Source organism: Streptomyces sp. NPDC021080 (assembly GCF_044333225.1).
Taxonomy (GTDB): domain Bacteria; phylum Actinomycetota; class Actinomycetes; order Streptomycetales; family Streptomycetaceae; genus Streptomyces.
Genome location: NZ_JBIRQM010000004.1, coordinates 290197 through 304058 on the forward strand (window position 1 = coordinate 290197; position 13862 = coordinate 304058).

Annotated in this window: 10 protein-coding genes; 1 reads left to right on the plus strand and 9 read right to left on the minus strand. The window is 69.6% G+C overall.

Going from position 1 to position 13862, the window contains the following annotated elements; all coding sequences use genetic code 11:
- Positions 1–135 precede the first annotated feature (135 nt).
- From rodA to ACH4S8_RS12060, 9 genes are all read right to left on the minus strand, one after another.
- On the minus strand, positions 136–1332 hold the full coding sequence (rodA, locus tag ACH4S8_RS12020) for a rod shape-determining protein RodA (RefSeq protein ID WP_398392654.1): 1197 nt from the start codon (positions 1330–1332) through the stop codon (positions 136–138).
- Positions 1329–3587, minus strand: a complete 2259-nt coding sequence (gene mrdA, locus ACH4S8_RS12025; protein ID WP_398392656.1) for a penicillin-binding protein 2 — start codon at positions 3585–3587, stop codon at positions 1329–1331. The genes rodA and mrdA overlap by 4 nt, the downstream gene beginning before the upstream one ends.
- 140 nt (positions 3588–3727) lie before the next feature.
- Positions 3728–4399, minus strand: coding sequence for a rod shape-determining protein MreD (gene mreD, locus ACH4S8_RS12030; RefSeq protein ID WP_398392658.1), 672 nt, complete (start codon positions 4397–4399; stop codon positions 3728–3730).
- A 20-nt stretch (positions 4400–4419) separates the two neighbouring features.
- On the minus strand, positions 4420–5358 hold the full coding sequence (mreC, locus tag ACH4S8_RS12035; protein WP_398392660.1) for a rod shape-determining protein MreC: 939 nt from the start codon (positions 5356–5358) through the stop codon (positions 4420–4422).
- A gap of 218 nt (positions 5359–5576) precedes the next feature.
- A complete protein-coding gene (locus tag ACH4S8_RS12040) occupies positions 5577–6596 on the minus strand; it encodes a rod shape-determining protein (protein WP_339129341.1) in 1020 nt (339 codons plus the stop codon).
- Between the two features lie 440 nt (positions 6597–7036).
- On the minus strand, positions 7037–7450 hold the full coding sequence (ndk, locus tag ACH4S8_RS12045) for a nucleoside-diphosphate kinase (protein WP_045557536.1): 414 nt from the start codon (positions 7448–7450) through the stop codon (positions 7037–7039).
- A 296-nt stretch (positions 7451–7746) separates the two neighbouring features.
- The gene (locus tag ACH4S8_RS12050; protein ID WP_398392663.1) at positions 7747–8115 is read right to left on the minus strand and encodes a DUF4233 domain-containing protein; all 369 of its coding nucleotides are present in this window, start codon (positions 8113–8115) and stop codon (positions 7747–7749) included.
- Positions 8116–8120: 5 nt separating this feature from the next.
- Entirely contained in the window at positions 8121–9659 is a 1539-nt protein-coding gene (locus tag ACH4S8_RS12055; protein WP_398392665.1) for a bifunctional folylpolyglutamate synthase/dihydrofolate synthase, read from the minus strand.
- Between the two features lie 336 nt (positions 9660–9995).
- The gene (locus tag ACH4S8_RS12060; protein WP_398392668.1) at positions 9996–12620 is read right to left on the minus strand and encodes a valine--tRNA ligase; all 2625 of its coding nucleotides are present in this window, start codon (positions 12618–12620) and stop codon (positions 9996–9998) included.
- 137 nt (positions 12621–12757) lie between these two features.
- Between ACH4S8_RS12060 and ACH4S8_RS12065 the strand changes: the two genes are divergently transcribed.
- A complete protein-coding gene (locus ACH4S8_RS12065; RefSeq protein WP_398392670.1) occupies positions 12758–13705 on the plus strand; it encodes a hypothetical protein in 948 nt (315 codons plus the stop codon).
- The last annotated feature ends 157 nt before the right edge of the window (positions 13706–13862 follow it).

Here is a 13862-nt window from a genome sequence, read left to right on the forward strand (position 1 = left end):
GGCCGTGGGCAGTACCCAACCGGCCCCTGCTTGGCCGGAGGCCGTCTTTTCCCGTTGGGCCGGGTGTCGCCTCGTGTTCTCCGAGGCGCCACCCGGGCGCCGTCCGGGGCCCGGGTGGCGGTGCCGCGACGGCGGCTAGGCCGACATCGGGCGTTGCACTCTGATCGACTGCAGGAGGCCGATCGCCACCCAGACCGCGAACATGGAGGATCCTCCGTAGGACACGAACGGGAGGGGCAGACCGGCGACCGGCATGATCCCGAGGGTCATGCCGATGTTCTCGAAGGACTGGAACGCGAACCAGGCGATGATCCCGGCGGCGACGATCGTGCCGTACAGCTCGGTCGTCTCGCGGGCGATGCGGCAGGCGCGCCACAGGACGATGCCGAGGAGCAGCAGGATCAGGCCCGCGCCGACGAAGCCCAGTTCCTCGCCGGCGACCGTGAAGACGAAGTCGGTCTGCTGCTCGGGCACGAACTGGCCGGTGGTCTGCGAGCCGTGGCCGAGGCCGGTGCCGAAGAGACCGCCGGAGCCGATGGCGATACGGGCCTGGTTGGTGTTGTAGCCGACGCCGGCCGGGTCGAGGTCGGGGTTGGCGAAGGCCGCGAAGCGGTTGATCTGGTACTCGTCGAGGACGTGCAGCCGCCAGGCGGCGACCGCGCCGAGGGCGCCCGCGGTGATGAGGCCGAACACCCAGCGGTTGGAGGCGCCGGAGGAGAGCAGCACGCCGAGCACGATGACGACCGCGACCATGATGGTGCCGAGGTCGGGCATGAGCAGCACGATCATCATCGGGACGGCCGCGAGCCCCAGTGCCTGCACCACCGTGCGGTGGTCGGGGTACATCTTGTCGCCCGCGTCCACCCGGGTGGCCAGCAGCATGGCCATGCCCAGGATGATCGTGATCTTGATGAACTCGGCGGGCTGGAGGGACAGGCCGCCCGCGACGAGCCAGTTGCGCTGGCCGTTGATCGTCGCGCCGAGCGGGGTCAGCACGAGCAGGATCATGAAGACCGAGAGCCCGTACAGGATCGGCACGGCCGTGCGCAGGGTGCGGTGGCCGAGCCAGATCGTGCCGATCATCAGGCCGAAGCCGATGCCGGCGTTCATCAGATGGCGGATGAGGAAGTAGTACGGGTCGCCCTGGTTGATCTCGGTGCGGTTGCGGGTCGCCGAGTAGACGAGGGCGGCGCCGATCCCCGACAGCGCGACGGCCGACAGCAGTATCGGCCAGTCGAGCCGGCGGGCGATCGAGTCGCGGGCGAACAGCCGTGTCCAGCCCGCGCGCGCGGGTCCGTACCCGGAGACGGAGAAGTTGTTGGCTCCGGTCATGTCAGGATCCTCTTCCCCCGCCCCTTCGGCGGGCGGGCCGTACGCCTTCGGGTGACGCGGTTGCCGGTGCCGGGCGAGGCGGTGGTGCCGGCGGGCAGGTTCGGGTCGGGGGTGGCGTCCTTGGGGGCCTGGCTGGCCTGCTGGTCCTTGGCCGGGTCCTTGGAGATGCGGCCGGACTCGATCGTGCCGTCGGTCTGGACCTTCGGCAGGCCCTTCTGCGGGGTCGGCAGGAGAGCGTTCTTCTTGTTGATGGTGCCGTCGGCGGAGACGCCGTAGAGCGCGTTGTAGATCTTGCGGACGGCCTCACCGGAGGCTCCCGAACCCGTACCGGCCTGGGAGATCGTCATGATGATCGCGTAGTCCTTGGAGTACGTGGCGAGCCATGACGTCGTCTGCTTGCCGTAGACCTCGGCGGTACCGGTCTTGGCGTGCAGCGGGATCTTGTCCTGCGGCCAGCCGCCGAACTTCCAGGCGGCGGTACCACGGGTGACGACGCCGGCGAAGGCCTCGTTCATGCCCTTGAGCGTCGCCTTGCTGACCGGCAGCTTGGCGTTGACCTTCGGCTTGATCTCCTGGACGGTCTTGCCGTCGGCGCTGACGATCGCCTTGCCGATGGTGGGCGCGTACAGGGTGCCGCCGTTGGAGACCGCGGAGTAGATGGCGGCTTCCTGGATGGGGGTGACGAGGGTGTCACCCTGTCCGATGGAGTAGTTGATCGAGTCGCCCTCGCGCATCTTGTTGCCCTCGAGGCAGTTCTCGTACTCGATCCGCTGGACGTAGGTGCCGTTCTTCTTGCCGGTCTTGCACCAGGCGTCCTTGTTGGCCTTCCAGTAGTTCAGCTTCCACTGGCGGTCCGGGATGCGGCCGGTGACCTCGTTGGGGAGGTCGATGCCGGTCTCCTTGCCGAGTCCGAACTGGTGGGCGGTCTTGTAGAAGTAGTCCTTGGTCTTCTTCTTCGGGTTGATGCCGCCGTCCTTCTTCCACTCGTTGTCGGCGAGTCCGTAGAAGACGGTGTCGCAGGAGACCTCCAGGGCCCGGCCGAGCGAGATGGGGCCGAAGCTCTCCCCCTCGAAGTTCTTGAAGACCTGGCTGCCGACGGAGTAGGAGCTGGTGCAGGGGTAGTGCCCGTCGAAGGGGTAACCGGCCTGGACCGCGGCGGCGGTGGAGACCACCTTGAACGTCGAGCCGGGCGCCGACTGACCCTGTATGGCGCGGTTCAGCAGCGGGTAGTTGGACTTCTTGCCGGTGAGCGACGTGTAGTCCTTGCCGGAGATGCCGCCGACCCAGGCGTTCGGGTCGTACGTCGGGTTGGACGCCATGGCGACGACGCGGCCGGTCTTGGCCTCCATGACCACGACCGCGCCGGAGTCGGCCTTGTAGTTCTCGCCGGTGATCTTGTCGAACTGGGTGCGGGCGACCTTCATCGCGTAGTTCAGCTCGTACTCGGCGACGCGCTGGACGCGGGCGTCGATGCTGGTGACGAGGTTGGCGCCGGGTTCGGCCTTGTCGCTCTTGGCCTTGCCGATGACACGGCCGAGGTTGTCGACCTCGTAGCGGGTGACGCCGGCCTTGCCGCGCAGGGCCTTGTCGTACTCGCGCTCCAGGCCGGAGCGGCCGACCTGGTCGGAGCGGAGGTAGGGCGAGTCGGTGTCCTTGGCCTTGGTGATCTCGTCGTCGGTGACGGGCGAGAGGTAGCCGAGGACCTGCGCGGTGTTGGCCTTGCCGGGGGCGGCGTAACGGCGCACGGCCTCCGGTTCGGCGGTGATGCCGGGGAAGTCCTCGGAGCGCTCGCGGATCTGCAGGGCCTGACGGGCGGTGGCCTTGTCGGTGATGGGGATCGGCTGGTAGGGCGAGCCGTTCCAGCACGGCTGCGGCGTCTTGGCGTCGCAGAGGCGGACCTTCTGGATGACGTCCTTCGCCTTGAGGCCCAGCACGCCGGCGAGCTTGGTGAGGACGGCCTTCCCGTCGTCCGCCATCTTCAGCAGGTCGGTGCGCGAGGCGGAGACCACGAGCCGGGTCTCGTTGTCGGCGATCGGAACACCGCGCGCGTCGAGGATCGAGCCGCGTACGGCGGGCTGGACGACCTGCTGGACGTGGTTGCCGGAGGCTTCCTTGGCGTACTGCTGGCCGTTGCGGATCTGGAGGAACCAGAGGCGTCCGCCGAGGGTGCCGAGGAGGGAGAGTACGAGAATCTGGATGACGACGAGACGGATCTGGACCCGTGGGGTCCGGCCGGTCTCCGGGATGTTGGTCACTGCTGCTGCCTCCCCCTCTCAGTGTGTGTACGAGTCATACGAGTACACGGCGAACCTGTGCGCGGTGACACCGTCGCCGGTCACGTCGCGTGGCGTCCCGGGCACTCGAACCTGCGGCCGGGCGGGGCGCGTCGCTGCTCTCACAGCCGCTTGACCCCCTTGATGCGTCCGGCGCGGGCGCTCCGTGCCTTGGCCGCCTTCACGCGCAGTCCGCTGCGCTGGCTGCCGATGCGCAGGCCGGTTCCGGAGGACAGCCAGCCCGAGGAGACGTCGGCCGCCTTGGAGGCCGAACCGCCGTCGGCGAGCGGATCGTTCTCGGCGCGCCGGGCCAGCGCCATCAGCACCGGGACCACGAAGGGCGCGAGCAGCAGGTCGTAGAGGGCGGCCGTGATGAGCAGGCTGCTGAGCCCGACGTGGCGGGCCGCGGTGTCGCCGACGAGCGCGCCGACTCCCGCGTAGAGCACGGTGGAGCCGATCGCGGCGGCGACGACCACGGCCATGGGGCCGGTGGCGGACTTGAGCCGGCCGTTCTCGGGCCTGGCGAGGCCCGCGAGGTAGCCGACGACGCAGAGCACGAGGGCGTAGCGTCCGGCGGCGTGGTCGGCGGGCGGGGCGAGGTCGGAGAGCAGACCGGCGCCGAAGCCGATGAGCGCGCCGCCGACATGGCCGTAGACCAGGGCGAGGGCGAGCACGGTCAGCAGCACCAGGTCGGGGACGGCGCCCGGCAGATGGAGTCGGGCGAGAACGCTCACCTGGATCACCAGGGCGACGACCACCAGGGTGACGGAGAGCAGCATCCGGTTGAAACGCATGGGATTCGGCTCCTCCTGCTTTACTGCTGCTGGCCGGGGTCGGTGGCGCTCGCCGAGGGGGTGACCGTCACGGTCACGGTCGGCGTGGGCGTCGGTTTGGGTTTCGGGGGCAGCACGGTGTCGCGGGGGTCGCTCTTGGGTGCCGCGACGACGACGCCGACGATGTCGAGCTTGGTGAACGAGACGAACGGCGTCACGTAGATCGTGCGGGTCAGGTCGCCGCCGGACGGGTCGACCCGGGAGACGACGCCGACGGGGACGCCGGGCACGAACGGCTTGTCGGACTGCGAGCCGAAGGTGACGAGCCGGTCGCCCTTCTTGATCCTGGCCTTGGCGTTGAGGAGCTCGACGCGCAGCGGGCGGTCGCCCTGGCCCGAGGCGAAGCCGAGTTCGTCGCTCGACTCCATGCGGGTGCCGACGGTGAAGTCGGGGTCGTTGGCGAGGAGCACGGTCGCGGTGTCCGGGCCGACGGTGGTGACGCGGCCGACGAGTCCGTCGCCGTTCAGGACGGTCATGTCGCGCTGGATGCCGTCGTTGGCGCCGACGTCGATGGTGACCGTCCAGGAGAAGCCCTGGGCGGCCCCTATGGCGATCACTTCGGCGCCCTTGATGCCGTACTGGCCCTCGCCCGCCACCTTGATCATCTTGTCGAGCTGCTTGAGGCGGCTGCGGTTGCGGTCGTCGCTGCCGAGCTTCGCCTTCAACGCCGCGTTGTCGTGCTCCAGTTGGGCGATGCGGCTGTGCCGGTCGCCCGAGTCGCGGACCGCGGAGATCGCGTTGCCGACGGGGTCGACCGCGGACGACACCCCGTTCTCGATCGGGCCGAAGACCGTCGCGGCGGCCTGGCGGGCACCGTCGACCGGTGAGTCCTGCCCGCCGCGGATGTCCACCGTGATCAGTGCGAACGCGATGGCGATCAGCAGCACCAGGAGCAGCCGGCTCTCTCGTGTGTCCCTCACGTGCGGCGGCCGTGCCTTCCTCGTCGTATTGGGTCAACAGGGGCGCATCTTGGGCGAAAAGGATGCCCACGGTGCGATGAGGCTGGAGTGGGGGGGGTGTGACGGGGTGCCTGTTATGGGGGAGGTTATGACTCTATGTCGCAGGAGTTTATGCCTCCATACCAACGATCCGCCGCACGAGAAGGGGTGATCTCGTACGGCGGAATCGAAGTGTTACGTCATCTGCGGGGCTGGGCGTCCAGAACCTGCTGGAGCGCCTCGAACTCCTCGACACACTTGCCGGAGCCGAGCGCCACGCTGTCGAGCGGGTCCTCCGCGATGTGGATCGGCATGCCGGTCTCGCGGCGCAGCCGCTCGTCCAGGCCGCGCAGCAGGGCTCCGCCGCCGGTCAGGACGATGCCCCGGTCCATCACGTCACCGGAGAGCTCGGGCGGGCACTTGTCGAGCGTCGTCTTCACGGCGTCGATGATCGCGTTGACCGGCTCCTCGATCGCCTTGCGGACCTCCGCGGCGGAGATGACGACCGTCTTGGGCAGACCGGAGACCAGGTCCCGGCCGCGGATTTCGGTGTGCTCGTCGTTGTCGAGGTCGTACGCCGAACCGATCGTGATCTTGATCTGCTCGGCCGTCCGCTCACCGAGAAGGAGGCTGTACTCCTTCTTGATGTGCTGGATGATCGCGTTGTCCAACTCGTCGCCCGCGACGCGGATGGACTGGGCGGTGACGATGCCGCCGAGCGAGATGACCGCGACCTCCGTGGTGCCGCCGCCGATGTCCACCACCATGTTGCCCGTGGCCTCGTGGACCGGCAGGCCGGCGCCGATGGCCGCGGCCATGGGCTCCTCGATGATGTGCACCTGGCGGGCGCCGGCCTGGGACGACGCCTCGATGACGGCACGACGCTCGACGCCGGTGATGCCCGAGGGCACACAGACGACGACACGGGGGCGGGCGAGATAGCGCCGCTTGTGGATCTTCAGGATGAAGTAGCGGAGCATGCGCTCGGTGATCTCGAAGTCGGCGATGACGCCGTCCCTCAGCGGGCGCACGGCAACGATGTTGCCCGGGGTCCGCCCGATCATCTTCTTGGCTTCCGCGCCCACCGCGAGGATCCCGCCGGTGTTGGTGTTGATCGCGACGACGGACGGCTCGTTGAGTACGATCCCTCGACCCCTGACGTACACCAGCGTGTTGGCGGTCCCGAGGTCGACAGCCATGTCACGGCCGATGAACGACATTGAGTTCCCCATCAGGATTCGTCTGGCCTTCCCAAACCGAGCATTGACGGCTTTTTAGGGACGGCGCGAGGTTGGTGCAGCGACGTGAACGGTTCCATCGTAGACGCGCCCGCCCGAACACTGCGCGAGGGTCTTGGCCATTGTCGGCAGATGGCGGAGCGACTTGCTTGTGGAGACGGGCCATCGGGGTCACACGTTCCCTCGATCAGCGCGCATATGCCACGGGACGGCCGGATTTTTCACGGCCGTCCCAGGTCAGACTGCCGCAGCCGTGCTGACACAGTCTCAGAAAATTCTTTGAAAATGTGTTGGGCGGCGTCCTGCGGAGATCGTCCCGGGCGGCCTCCAGGAGGCCGTCCGTGACCTCGGCGAGGCCGTCCGTACGCGAGACCGTGACCGTCCGTGCACACGGACGCCGCGCGAAGCCGCCGTCCGGACGCTCAGGCGCGGCCGGGGAAGAAGATCTTCACCTCGCGCTCGGCGGACTCCTCGGAGTCGGAGGCGTGGATCAGGTTCTCGCGGACGATCACGCCGTAGTCGCCGCGGATGGAACCGGGGGCGGCGGCGATCGGGTCGGTCGGGCCGGCCAGGGCGCGCACACCCTCGATGACCCGCTCGCCCTCGACGATCAGGGCCACGACCGGACCGGAGGCCATGAACGCCACCAGCGGCTCGTAGAACGGCTTGCCCTTGTGCTCGCCGTAGTGCTGCTCCAGCGTGTCCTGGTCCAGGGTCCGCAGTTCCAGCGCGGTGATCTGCCAGCCGGCCTTGCGCTCGATACGGCTGATGATCTCGCCGGTCAGGCCGCGACGGACGGCGTCGGGCTTGAGAAGGACGAGGGTGCGCTGGCTCACGGGAAAGCTCCTTCAGGTCACACTTGTGCGGATGAACGAGGCTACAGGGCGTGTCCGGGTGGCCGTCGCACAGTGTCGGGTGATACGGGAACACGCTTCCGTCCGCCGGTGACACGCGCTCGCACGCCCCACCGGACCGGTGCCGACTCCCTCGCGTCCGTACCGGAGTGGCACCCGGCCGCCGGGGCCGGGTGGCCCCGGCCGCGCCGGGGAGCCGTTCCTCAGGGCCGGAGAGCCGTCCCCCGCAGGGCCGGGGTACCGCCCCCGCAGGGCGGACGGGAACTGTCGGACAGGCCCTAGGCCGGGGTGCCGCCCGGCTCGGTCGGCGCGGCCTGCGCCTGGGCGGCGAACCTGGCCTTCGCCTCGTCGATCTTCCGGCCGTAGTGGACCGAGGCCCACCACAGCGCGGCGAAGGCCGCGCCCAGGACGAACATCGACGGCAGGACGAACCCGCCGGCGATCAGCAGGATCTGCAGCGCCCAGCCGAGCTGGACGCCGCCGGGCCGCGTGATCATGCCGCACAGCAGCACGCTCAGCGCCATCAGGACCCCGCAGACCGTCCAGACCGTGGCCGTGGACAGATCGGGTTCCTTCATGGCGACGAGCCCGGCGAAGCCGATGACGAAGAACTCGCCGATCAGCGTGGAAGCACAGAGCGTACGCACGAGAGTCAGCCCCTCCCCAGGAGCAGTCGGGCCTCGCCGACCGTGATGACGGATCCGGTGACCAGCACGCCCCCGCCCGCGTACTCGCCCTCTTCCTCGGCGAGCGTGATCGCGGCCTCCAGGGCGTCGTCCAGGCGCGGTTCGACCTGCACCCGGTCCTCGCCGAAGACCTCGACGGCGATCCCGGCCAGTTCGTCCGCGTCCATCGCGCGATGGCTGGAGTTCTGGGTGACGACGACCTCCGCGAAGATCGGCTCGAAGGCCTCGAGCACCCCCCGTACGTTCTTGTCACCGCTCGCGCCGACGACCCCGATCAGCCGGCTGAAGTCGAAGACCTCGCTCACCGCCTCGGCGGTGGCGCGGGCGCCCGCGGGGTTGTGCGCGGCGTCGAGCACCACGGTGGGCGAGCGGCGCACGATCTCCAGCCGGCCCGGCGAGGTGACCGAGGCGAACGCCTTGCGCACGGTGTCGATGTCGAGCCGCTGGGCGTGCGCCGAGCCGACGCCGAAGAACGCCTCGACCGCGGCGAGCGCCACGGCGGCGTTGTGCGCCTGGTAGGCGCCGTGCAGCGGGAGGAAGACCTCCTCGTACTCCCCGCCGAGGCCGCGCAGGGTGAGCAGCTGCCCGCCGACCGCGATCTGCCGTGACACGACACCGAATTCGAGACCCTCGCGGGCCACGGTCGCGTCGACCTCGACGGCCTTCTTCAGCAGTACCTGGGCCGCGTCGACCGGCTGCTGGGCGAGGATGACGGTGGCGTCCTGCTTGACGATGCCCGCCTTCTCGGTGGCGATCTCGGCGAACGTCTCACCGAGCCGGTCGGTGTGGTCGAGGTCGATGGGGGTCACGACGGCGACGTCCCCGTCGATGACGTTCGTGGCGTCCCAGCTGCCGCCCATGCCGACCTCGACGACGGCGACGTCCACGGGCGCGTCGGCGAAGGCGGCGTACGCCATGCCGGTGAGCACCTCGAAGAAGGACAGCCGGTACTCCTGCTGCCCGTCGACCATCTCGACGTAGGGCTTGATGTCGTTGTACGTCTCGACGAAGCGCTCGGCGGACATCGGCGCCCCGTCCAGGCTGATCCGCTCGGTGATCGACTGCACGTGGGGGCTGGTGTAGCGGCCGGTGCGCAGGTCGAAGGCGCCGAGCAGCGCCTCGACCATGCGGGCGGTGGAGGTCTTGCCGTTGGTGCCGGTGATGTGGATCGAGGGGTACGCGCGCTGCGGCTCCCCGAGCACGTCCATCAGCGCCGCGATCCGGGCGACGGACGGCTCCAGCTTGGTCTCGCCCCAGCGGGTGGCGAGTTCGGCCTCCACCTCGCGCAGCGCCTTGTCCACCTCGGGGTCCGAGGGCCGGCCGGGTACGTCGGCCTGGTGACCGCCGCCGCCCTGGGTGCGCAGGGTGCGGCTGCCGGCCTCGATCACCGCGAGGTCGGGGTCGCGCTCGGTCTCGTTCGCCACGATCTCGTCGAAGAGGCCGTGCGGGTCACGGTCTTCCGGCTCGTCGGAGGCGCTGCTGTCGTGCGGGGGGAGGTCACTCACGGGGCCAGTCTACGGAGGTGGCGGGGTGTGGGGGCGTGTGGGGCCGCTTGGGGTTTTTCGCCCCCTCCGCCCCTACCCGTCCCGTTCCCGGGGCTGCCGCCCCCCCCCCAGCCCCCGCTTCGGCCTACGGCCTCGTCCTCAAGCGCCGGACGGGCTGGAACTTTCCAGCGCCGTCCGGGAAAAGTTCAGCCCCTCCGGCGATTGAGGAGCGGGGGTCCGGGGGCAGCGCCCCCGGGACGGGAAGGGGCGGGGGGCGGAGGAAAGCGGGCCGTGTACGGCGGAAGGCCCCCGGAACTGGATGGTTCCGGGGGCCTTCACTTGCGCAGGGGCGGACGGCTACGCCTCCGGCAGCCGCTCGAGCTGCTCCTGGATACGGGCGATGTCCTCGTCCGCCTTGGCGAGCCGGCCGCGGATCTTGTCCACGACGTTGTCCGGGGCCTTGGCGAGGAACGCCTCGTTGCCGAGCTTGGCGTTGGCCTGGGCCTTCTCCTTCTCGGCGGCGGCGAGGTCCTTGGCCAGGCGCTTGCGCTCCGCGGCGACGTCGATCGTGCCCGACAGGTCGAGCGCGACCGTGGCGCCCGCCACCGGCAGGGTCGCCGTGGCCGAGAAGCTCTCGCCCTCCGGCTGGAGCCGCAGCAGCTGGCGGATGGCCGCCTCGTGCGGGGCCAGCGCGGTCCCGTCGAGGGTCAACCGGGCCGGGACCCGCTGGCCCGGCTGGAGGCCCTGGTCGGCACGGAAGCGGCGGACCTCCGTGATGACCTGCTGGAGCTTCTCGATCTCCTGCTCGGCGGCGGTGTCACGGAAACCGGAGTCGGTCGGCCACTCGGCGACGACGACCGACTCGCCGCCCGTGAGGGTGGTCCAGAGGGTCTCCGTGACGAACGGGACGATCGGGTGGAGGAGGCGCAGCGTGACGTCCAGGACCTCGCCGAGGACCCGGCCGGAGACCTTCGCGGGCTCGCCGCCCGCCATGAACGTCGTCTTGGACAGCTCGACGTACCAGTCGAAGACCTCGTCCCACGCGAAGTGGAACAGCGCGTCCGACAGCTTGGCGAACTGGAAGTCGTCGTACAGGGCGTCGACTTCGGCGACCGTGGCGTTCAGCCGGGACAGGATCCAGCGGTCGGTGGCCGACAGCTCCTCGGCGGGCGGGAGCTCGCCCTCGACCGTCGCGCCGTTCATCAGCGCGAAACGGGTGGCGTTCCAGATCTTGTTGGCGAAGTTGCGCGAGCCCTGGACCCAGTCCTCGCCGATCGGCACGTCGACGCCGGGGTTGGCGCCGCGCGCGAGCGTGAACCGCAGGGCGTCACTGCCGTACTTGTCCATCCAGTCCAGCGGGTTGACCGCGTTCCCGAAGGACTTGGACATCTTCTTGCCGAACTGGTCGCGGACCATGCCGTGCAGGGCGATGGTGTGGAACGGCGGGGTGCCGTCCATCGCGTAGAGGCCGAACATCATCATCCGGGCGACCCAGAAGAAGAGGATGTCGTAGCCGGTGACCAGGACGGAGTTCGGGTAGAACTTCGCGAGGCTCTCGGTCTGTTCGGGCCAGCCGAGCGTGGAGAACGGCCACAGGCCGGAGGAGAACCAGGTGTCGAGGACGTCGGTGTCCTGGTGCCAGCCCTCGCCCGTGGGGGCCTCGTCGTCGGGACCGACGCAGACGATCTCGCCGTTCGGCCCGTACCAGACCGGGATGCGGTGGCCCCACCACAACTGCCGCGAGATGCACCAGTCGTGGAGGTTGTCGACCCAGTCGAAGTACCGCTTCTCCATCTCCTGCGGGTGGATCTTGACGCGGCCGTCGCGGACGGCGTCGCCCGCGGCCTTCGCCAGCGGGCCGACCTTGACCCACCACTGCATGGAAAGACGCGGCTCGATGGTGGTCTTGCAGCGCGAGCAGTGGCCCACGGAGTGGCTGTACGGCCGCTTCTCGGCGACGATCCGGCCTTCGGCGCGCAGGGCGCCGACGATGGCGGAGCGGGCTTCCAGGCGGTCCAGGCCCTGGAAGGGGCCGGGGACCGTGATGACCGCGTGCTCGTCCATGACGGCGATGTTGGGCAGGTTGTGGCGCTGCCCGATCTCGAAGTCGTTCGGGTCGTGAGCGGGCGTCACCTTGACGGCGCCGGTGCCGAACTCGGGGTCGACGTGCTCGTCCGCGACGACCGGGATGGAACGGTCGGTCAGCGGCAGCTTGATGAGCTTGCCGACGAGGTGCTTGTACCGCTCGTCCTCCGGGTGGACGGCGACGGCGGTGTCACCGAGCATCGTCTCGGCACGGGTGGTGGCGACGACGATGGTCTCGTCCCCCTCCCCGTACTTCATGGAGACCAGCTCGCCGTCGTCGTCCTGGTACTCGACCTCGATGTCGGAGATCGCGGTGAGACAGCGCGGGCACCAGTTGATGATGCGCTCGGCGCGGTAGATCAGCTCGTCGTCGTAGAGCTTCTTGAAGATGGTCTGGACGGACTGGGACAGGCCCTCGTCCATCGTGAAGCGCTCGCGCGACCAGGCGACACCGTCACCGAGGCGGCGCATCTGGCCGGAAATCTGCCCGCCGGACTCGGCCTTCCACTGCCAGACGCGCTCGACGAACGCCTCCCGGCCGAGGTCGTGCCGGGACTTGCCCTCCTTGCCGAGCTCGCGCTCGACGACGTTCTGCGTGGCGATGCCGGCGTGGTCCATGCCGGGCTGCCACAGCGTCTCGAAGCCCTGCATGCGCTTGCGGCGGGTGAGGGCGTCGATGAGGGTGTGCTCGAAGGCGTGGCCGAGGTGCAGGCTGCCCGTGACGTTCGGCGGCGGGATGACCACCGTGAACGGAGGCTTGTCGCTCTTCGCGTCCGCCTCGAAGTAGCCGCGCTCTACCCAGCGCTCGTACAGCGGCCCCTCTACGTCGGCCGGCGCGTACTGGGTCGGCAGTTCGGTGTTGGGCGCTGTTGGCTGCTGATGAGCGTTATCGGTCACGGGATCAGTTTAGGGGCGTCACGCCCGTGTCCCGAAACGGGATTACTTCGTAACGGTGCACCCCCTGCGGGCCTGGGGGCCTGACCTGTGCGTCAGGATGTCAGGAACACATAAGGTATCTGGAGGGGAACCCAGAAATGAGCTACAACCAGCCGGGCCCGTACGGCGGGCAGCCCCAGCAGCCCGGACCCTACGGTCAGCCGGGCGGCCAGCCCGGCCCCTACGGCCAGCCGCCGCAGGCCCCTCAGCCCGGCTACGGCTACCCCCAGCAGGCCCCCCCGGCGCAGCCCGGCTACGGCTACCCCCCGCAGGCTCCGGGTGTCCCGCCGCAGACTCCTCCGTACGGCCAGCCGCCCGCCTACGGGCAGCAGCCCCCCTACGGCACGGTCCCGATGCCGCCCGAGCCGGCCGGCGGCAAGAAGAAGACGGCGCTGATCATCGGCGGCGTGGCCGTGGTGGCGGCCATCGCGGTGGGCGCGTACCTCGTGCTCGGTGGCAGCAGCAGCAGCTCGGTCGCCGACGACGGCCCCCACAAGCTGACGACGCCGGCGACGGTCCTCGGCGGCGAGTACAAGAAGTCCACCGACGCCGGCGACAGCGGTGGCATGAGCGAGAAGGACCTGAAGGACGCCGAGGGCTGGGGTGTGAAGAACCCCAAGGACGTCAGCGCGGCTTACCAGTCGGGCGACAAGAGCAACCCTCTGGCGGCCAAGCAGATCGAGTTCGGCGGCGTCTGGGGAACGATCGACAACCCCGAGGCGACCGTCGACAACATGTTCGCCGGCATGAAGAAGGAACAGCAGAAGGACGGCACCAAGGACGGCGAGTTCATCGGCAGCCCGAAGGCGTACACGCCGAGCGAGCTGGACGGTGCCGTCCTCAAGTGCCAGGAGATCAAGGTCAACAACAGCCAGACCGGCCCCAAGTCGTTCACGATGCCGGTCTGCATCTGGGGCGACCACAGCACGATCGGATACGTGCTGCCGCTCGACCTCGCGAGCATGATGGTCGGCAAGGGCAGCACGCCCGAGGCCGCGGCCGAGATCGCCGCGAAGCTCCGCAACGACGTCCGCGTCAAGGTCTGACGCAGTCCGCACGTCACAGGCTCGTCATCGGGGCGGGGGGGGGCCGGGGGGGGCCCCCCCCCCCGGGGGGGGGGGGGCGCCCCCCGGGGGGGGGGCGGGGGGGCCCCCCCCCCCCCACACGGCGGGGGCCCGCCCGGGGGACTTGAGCCCGCGCGGA

Coding starts and splice junctions, on each gene's coding strand:
- mreD (WP_398392658.1), bottom strand. CDS start 4,399: ATGCGTTTCAACCGGATGCTGCTCTCCGTCACCCTGGTGGTCGTCGCC.
- ACH4S8_RS12065 (WP_398392670.1), top strand. CDS start 12,758: ATGAGCTACAACCAGCCGGGCCCGTACGGCGGGCAGCCCCAGCAGCCC.
- rodA (WP_398392654.1), bottom strand. CDS start 1,332: ATGACCGGAGCCAACAACTTCTCCGTCTCCGGGTACGGACCCGCGCGC.
- ACH4S8_RS12040 (WP_339129341.1), bottom strand. CDS start 6,596: ATGTCGTTCATCGGCCGTGACATGGCTGTCGACCTCGGGACCGCCAAC.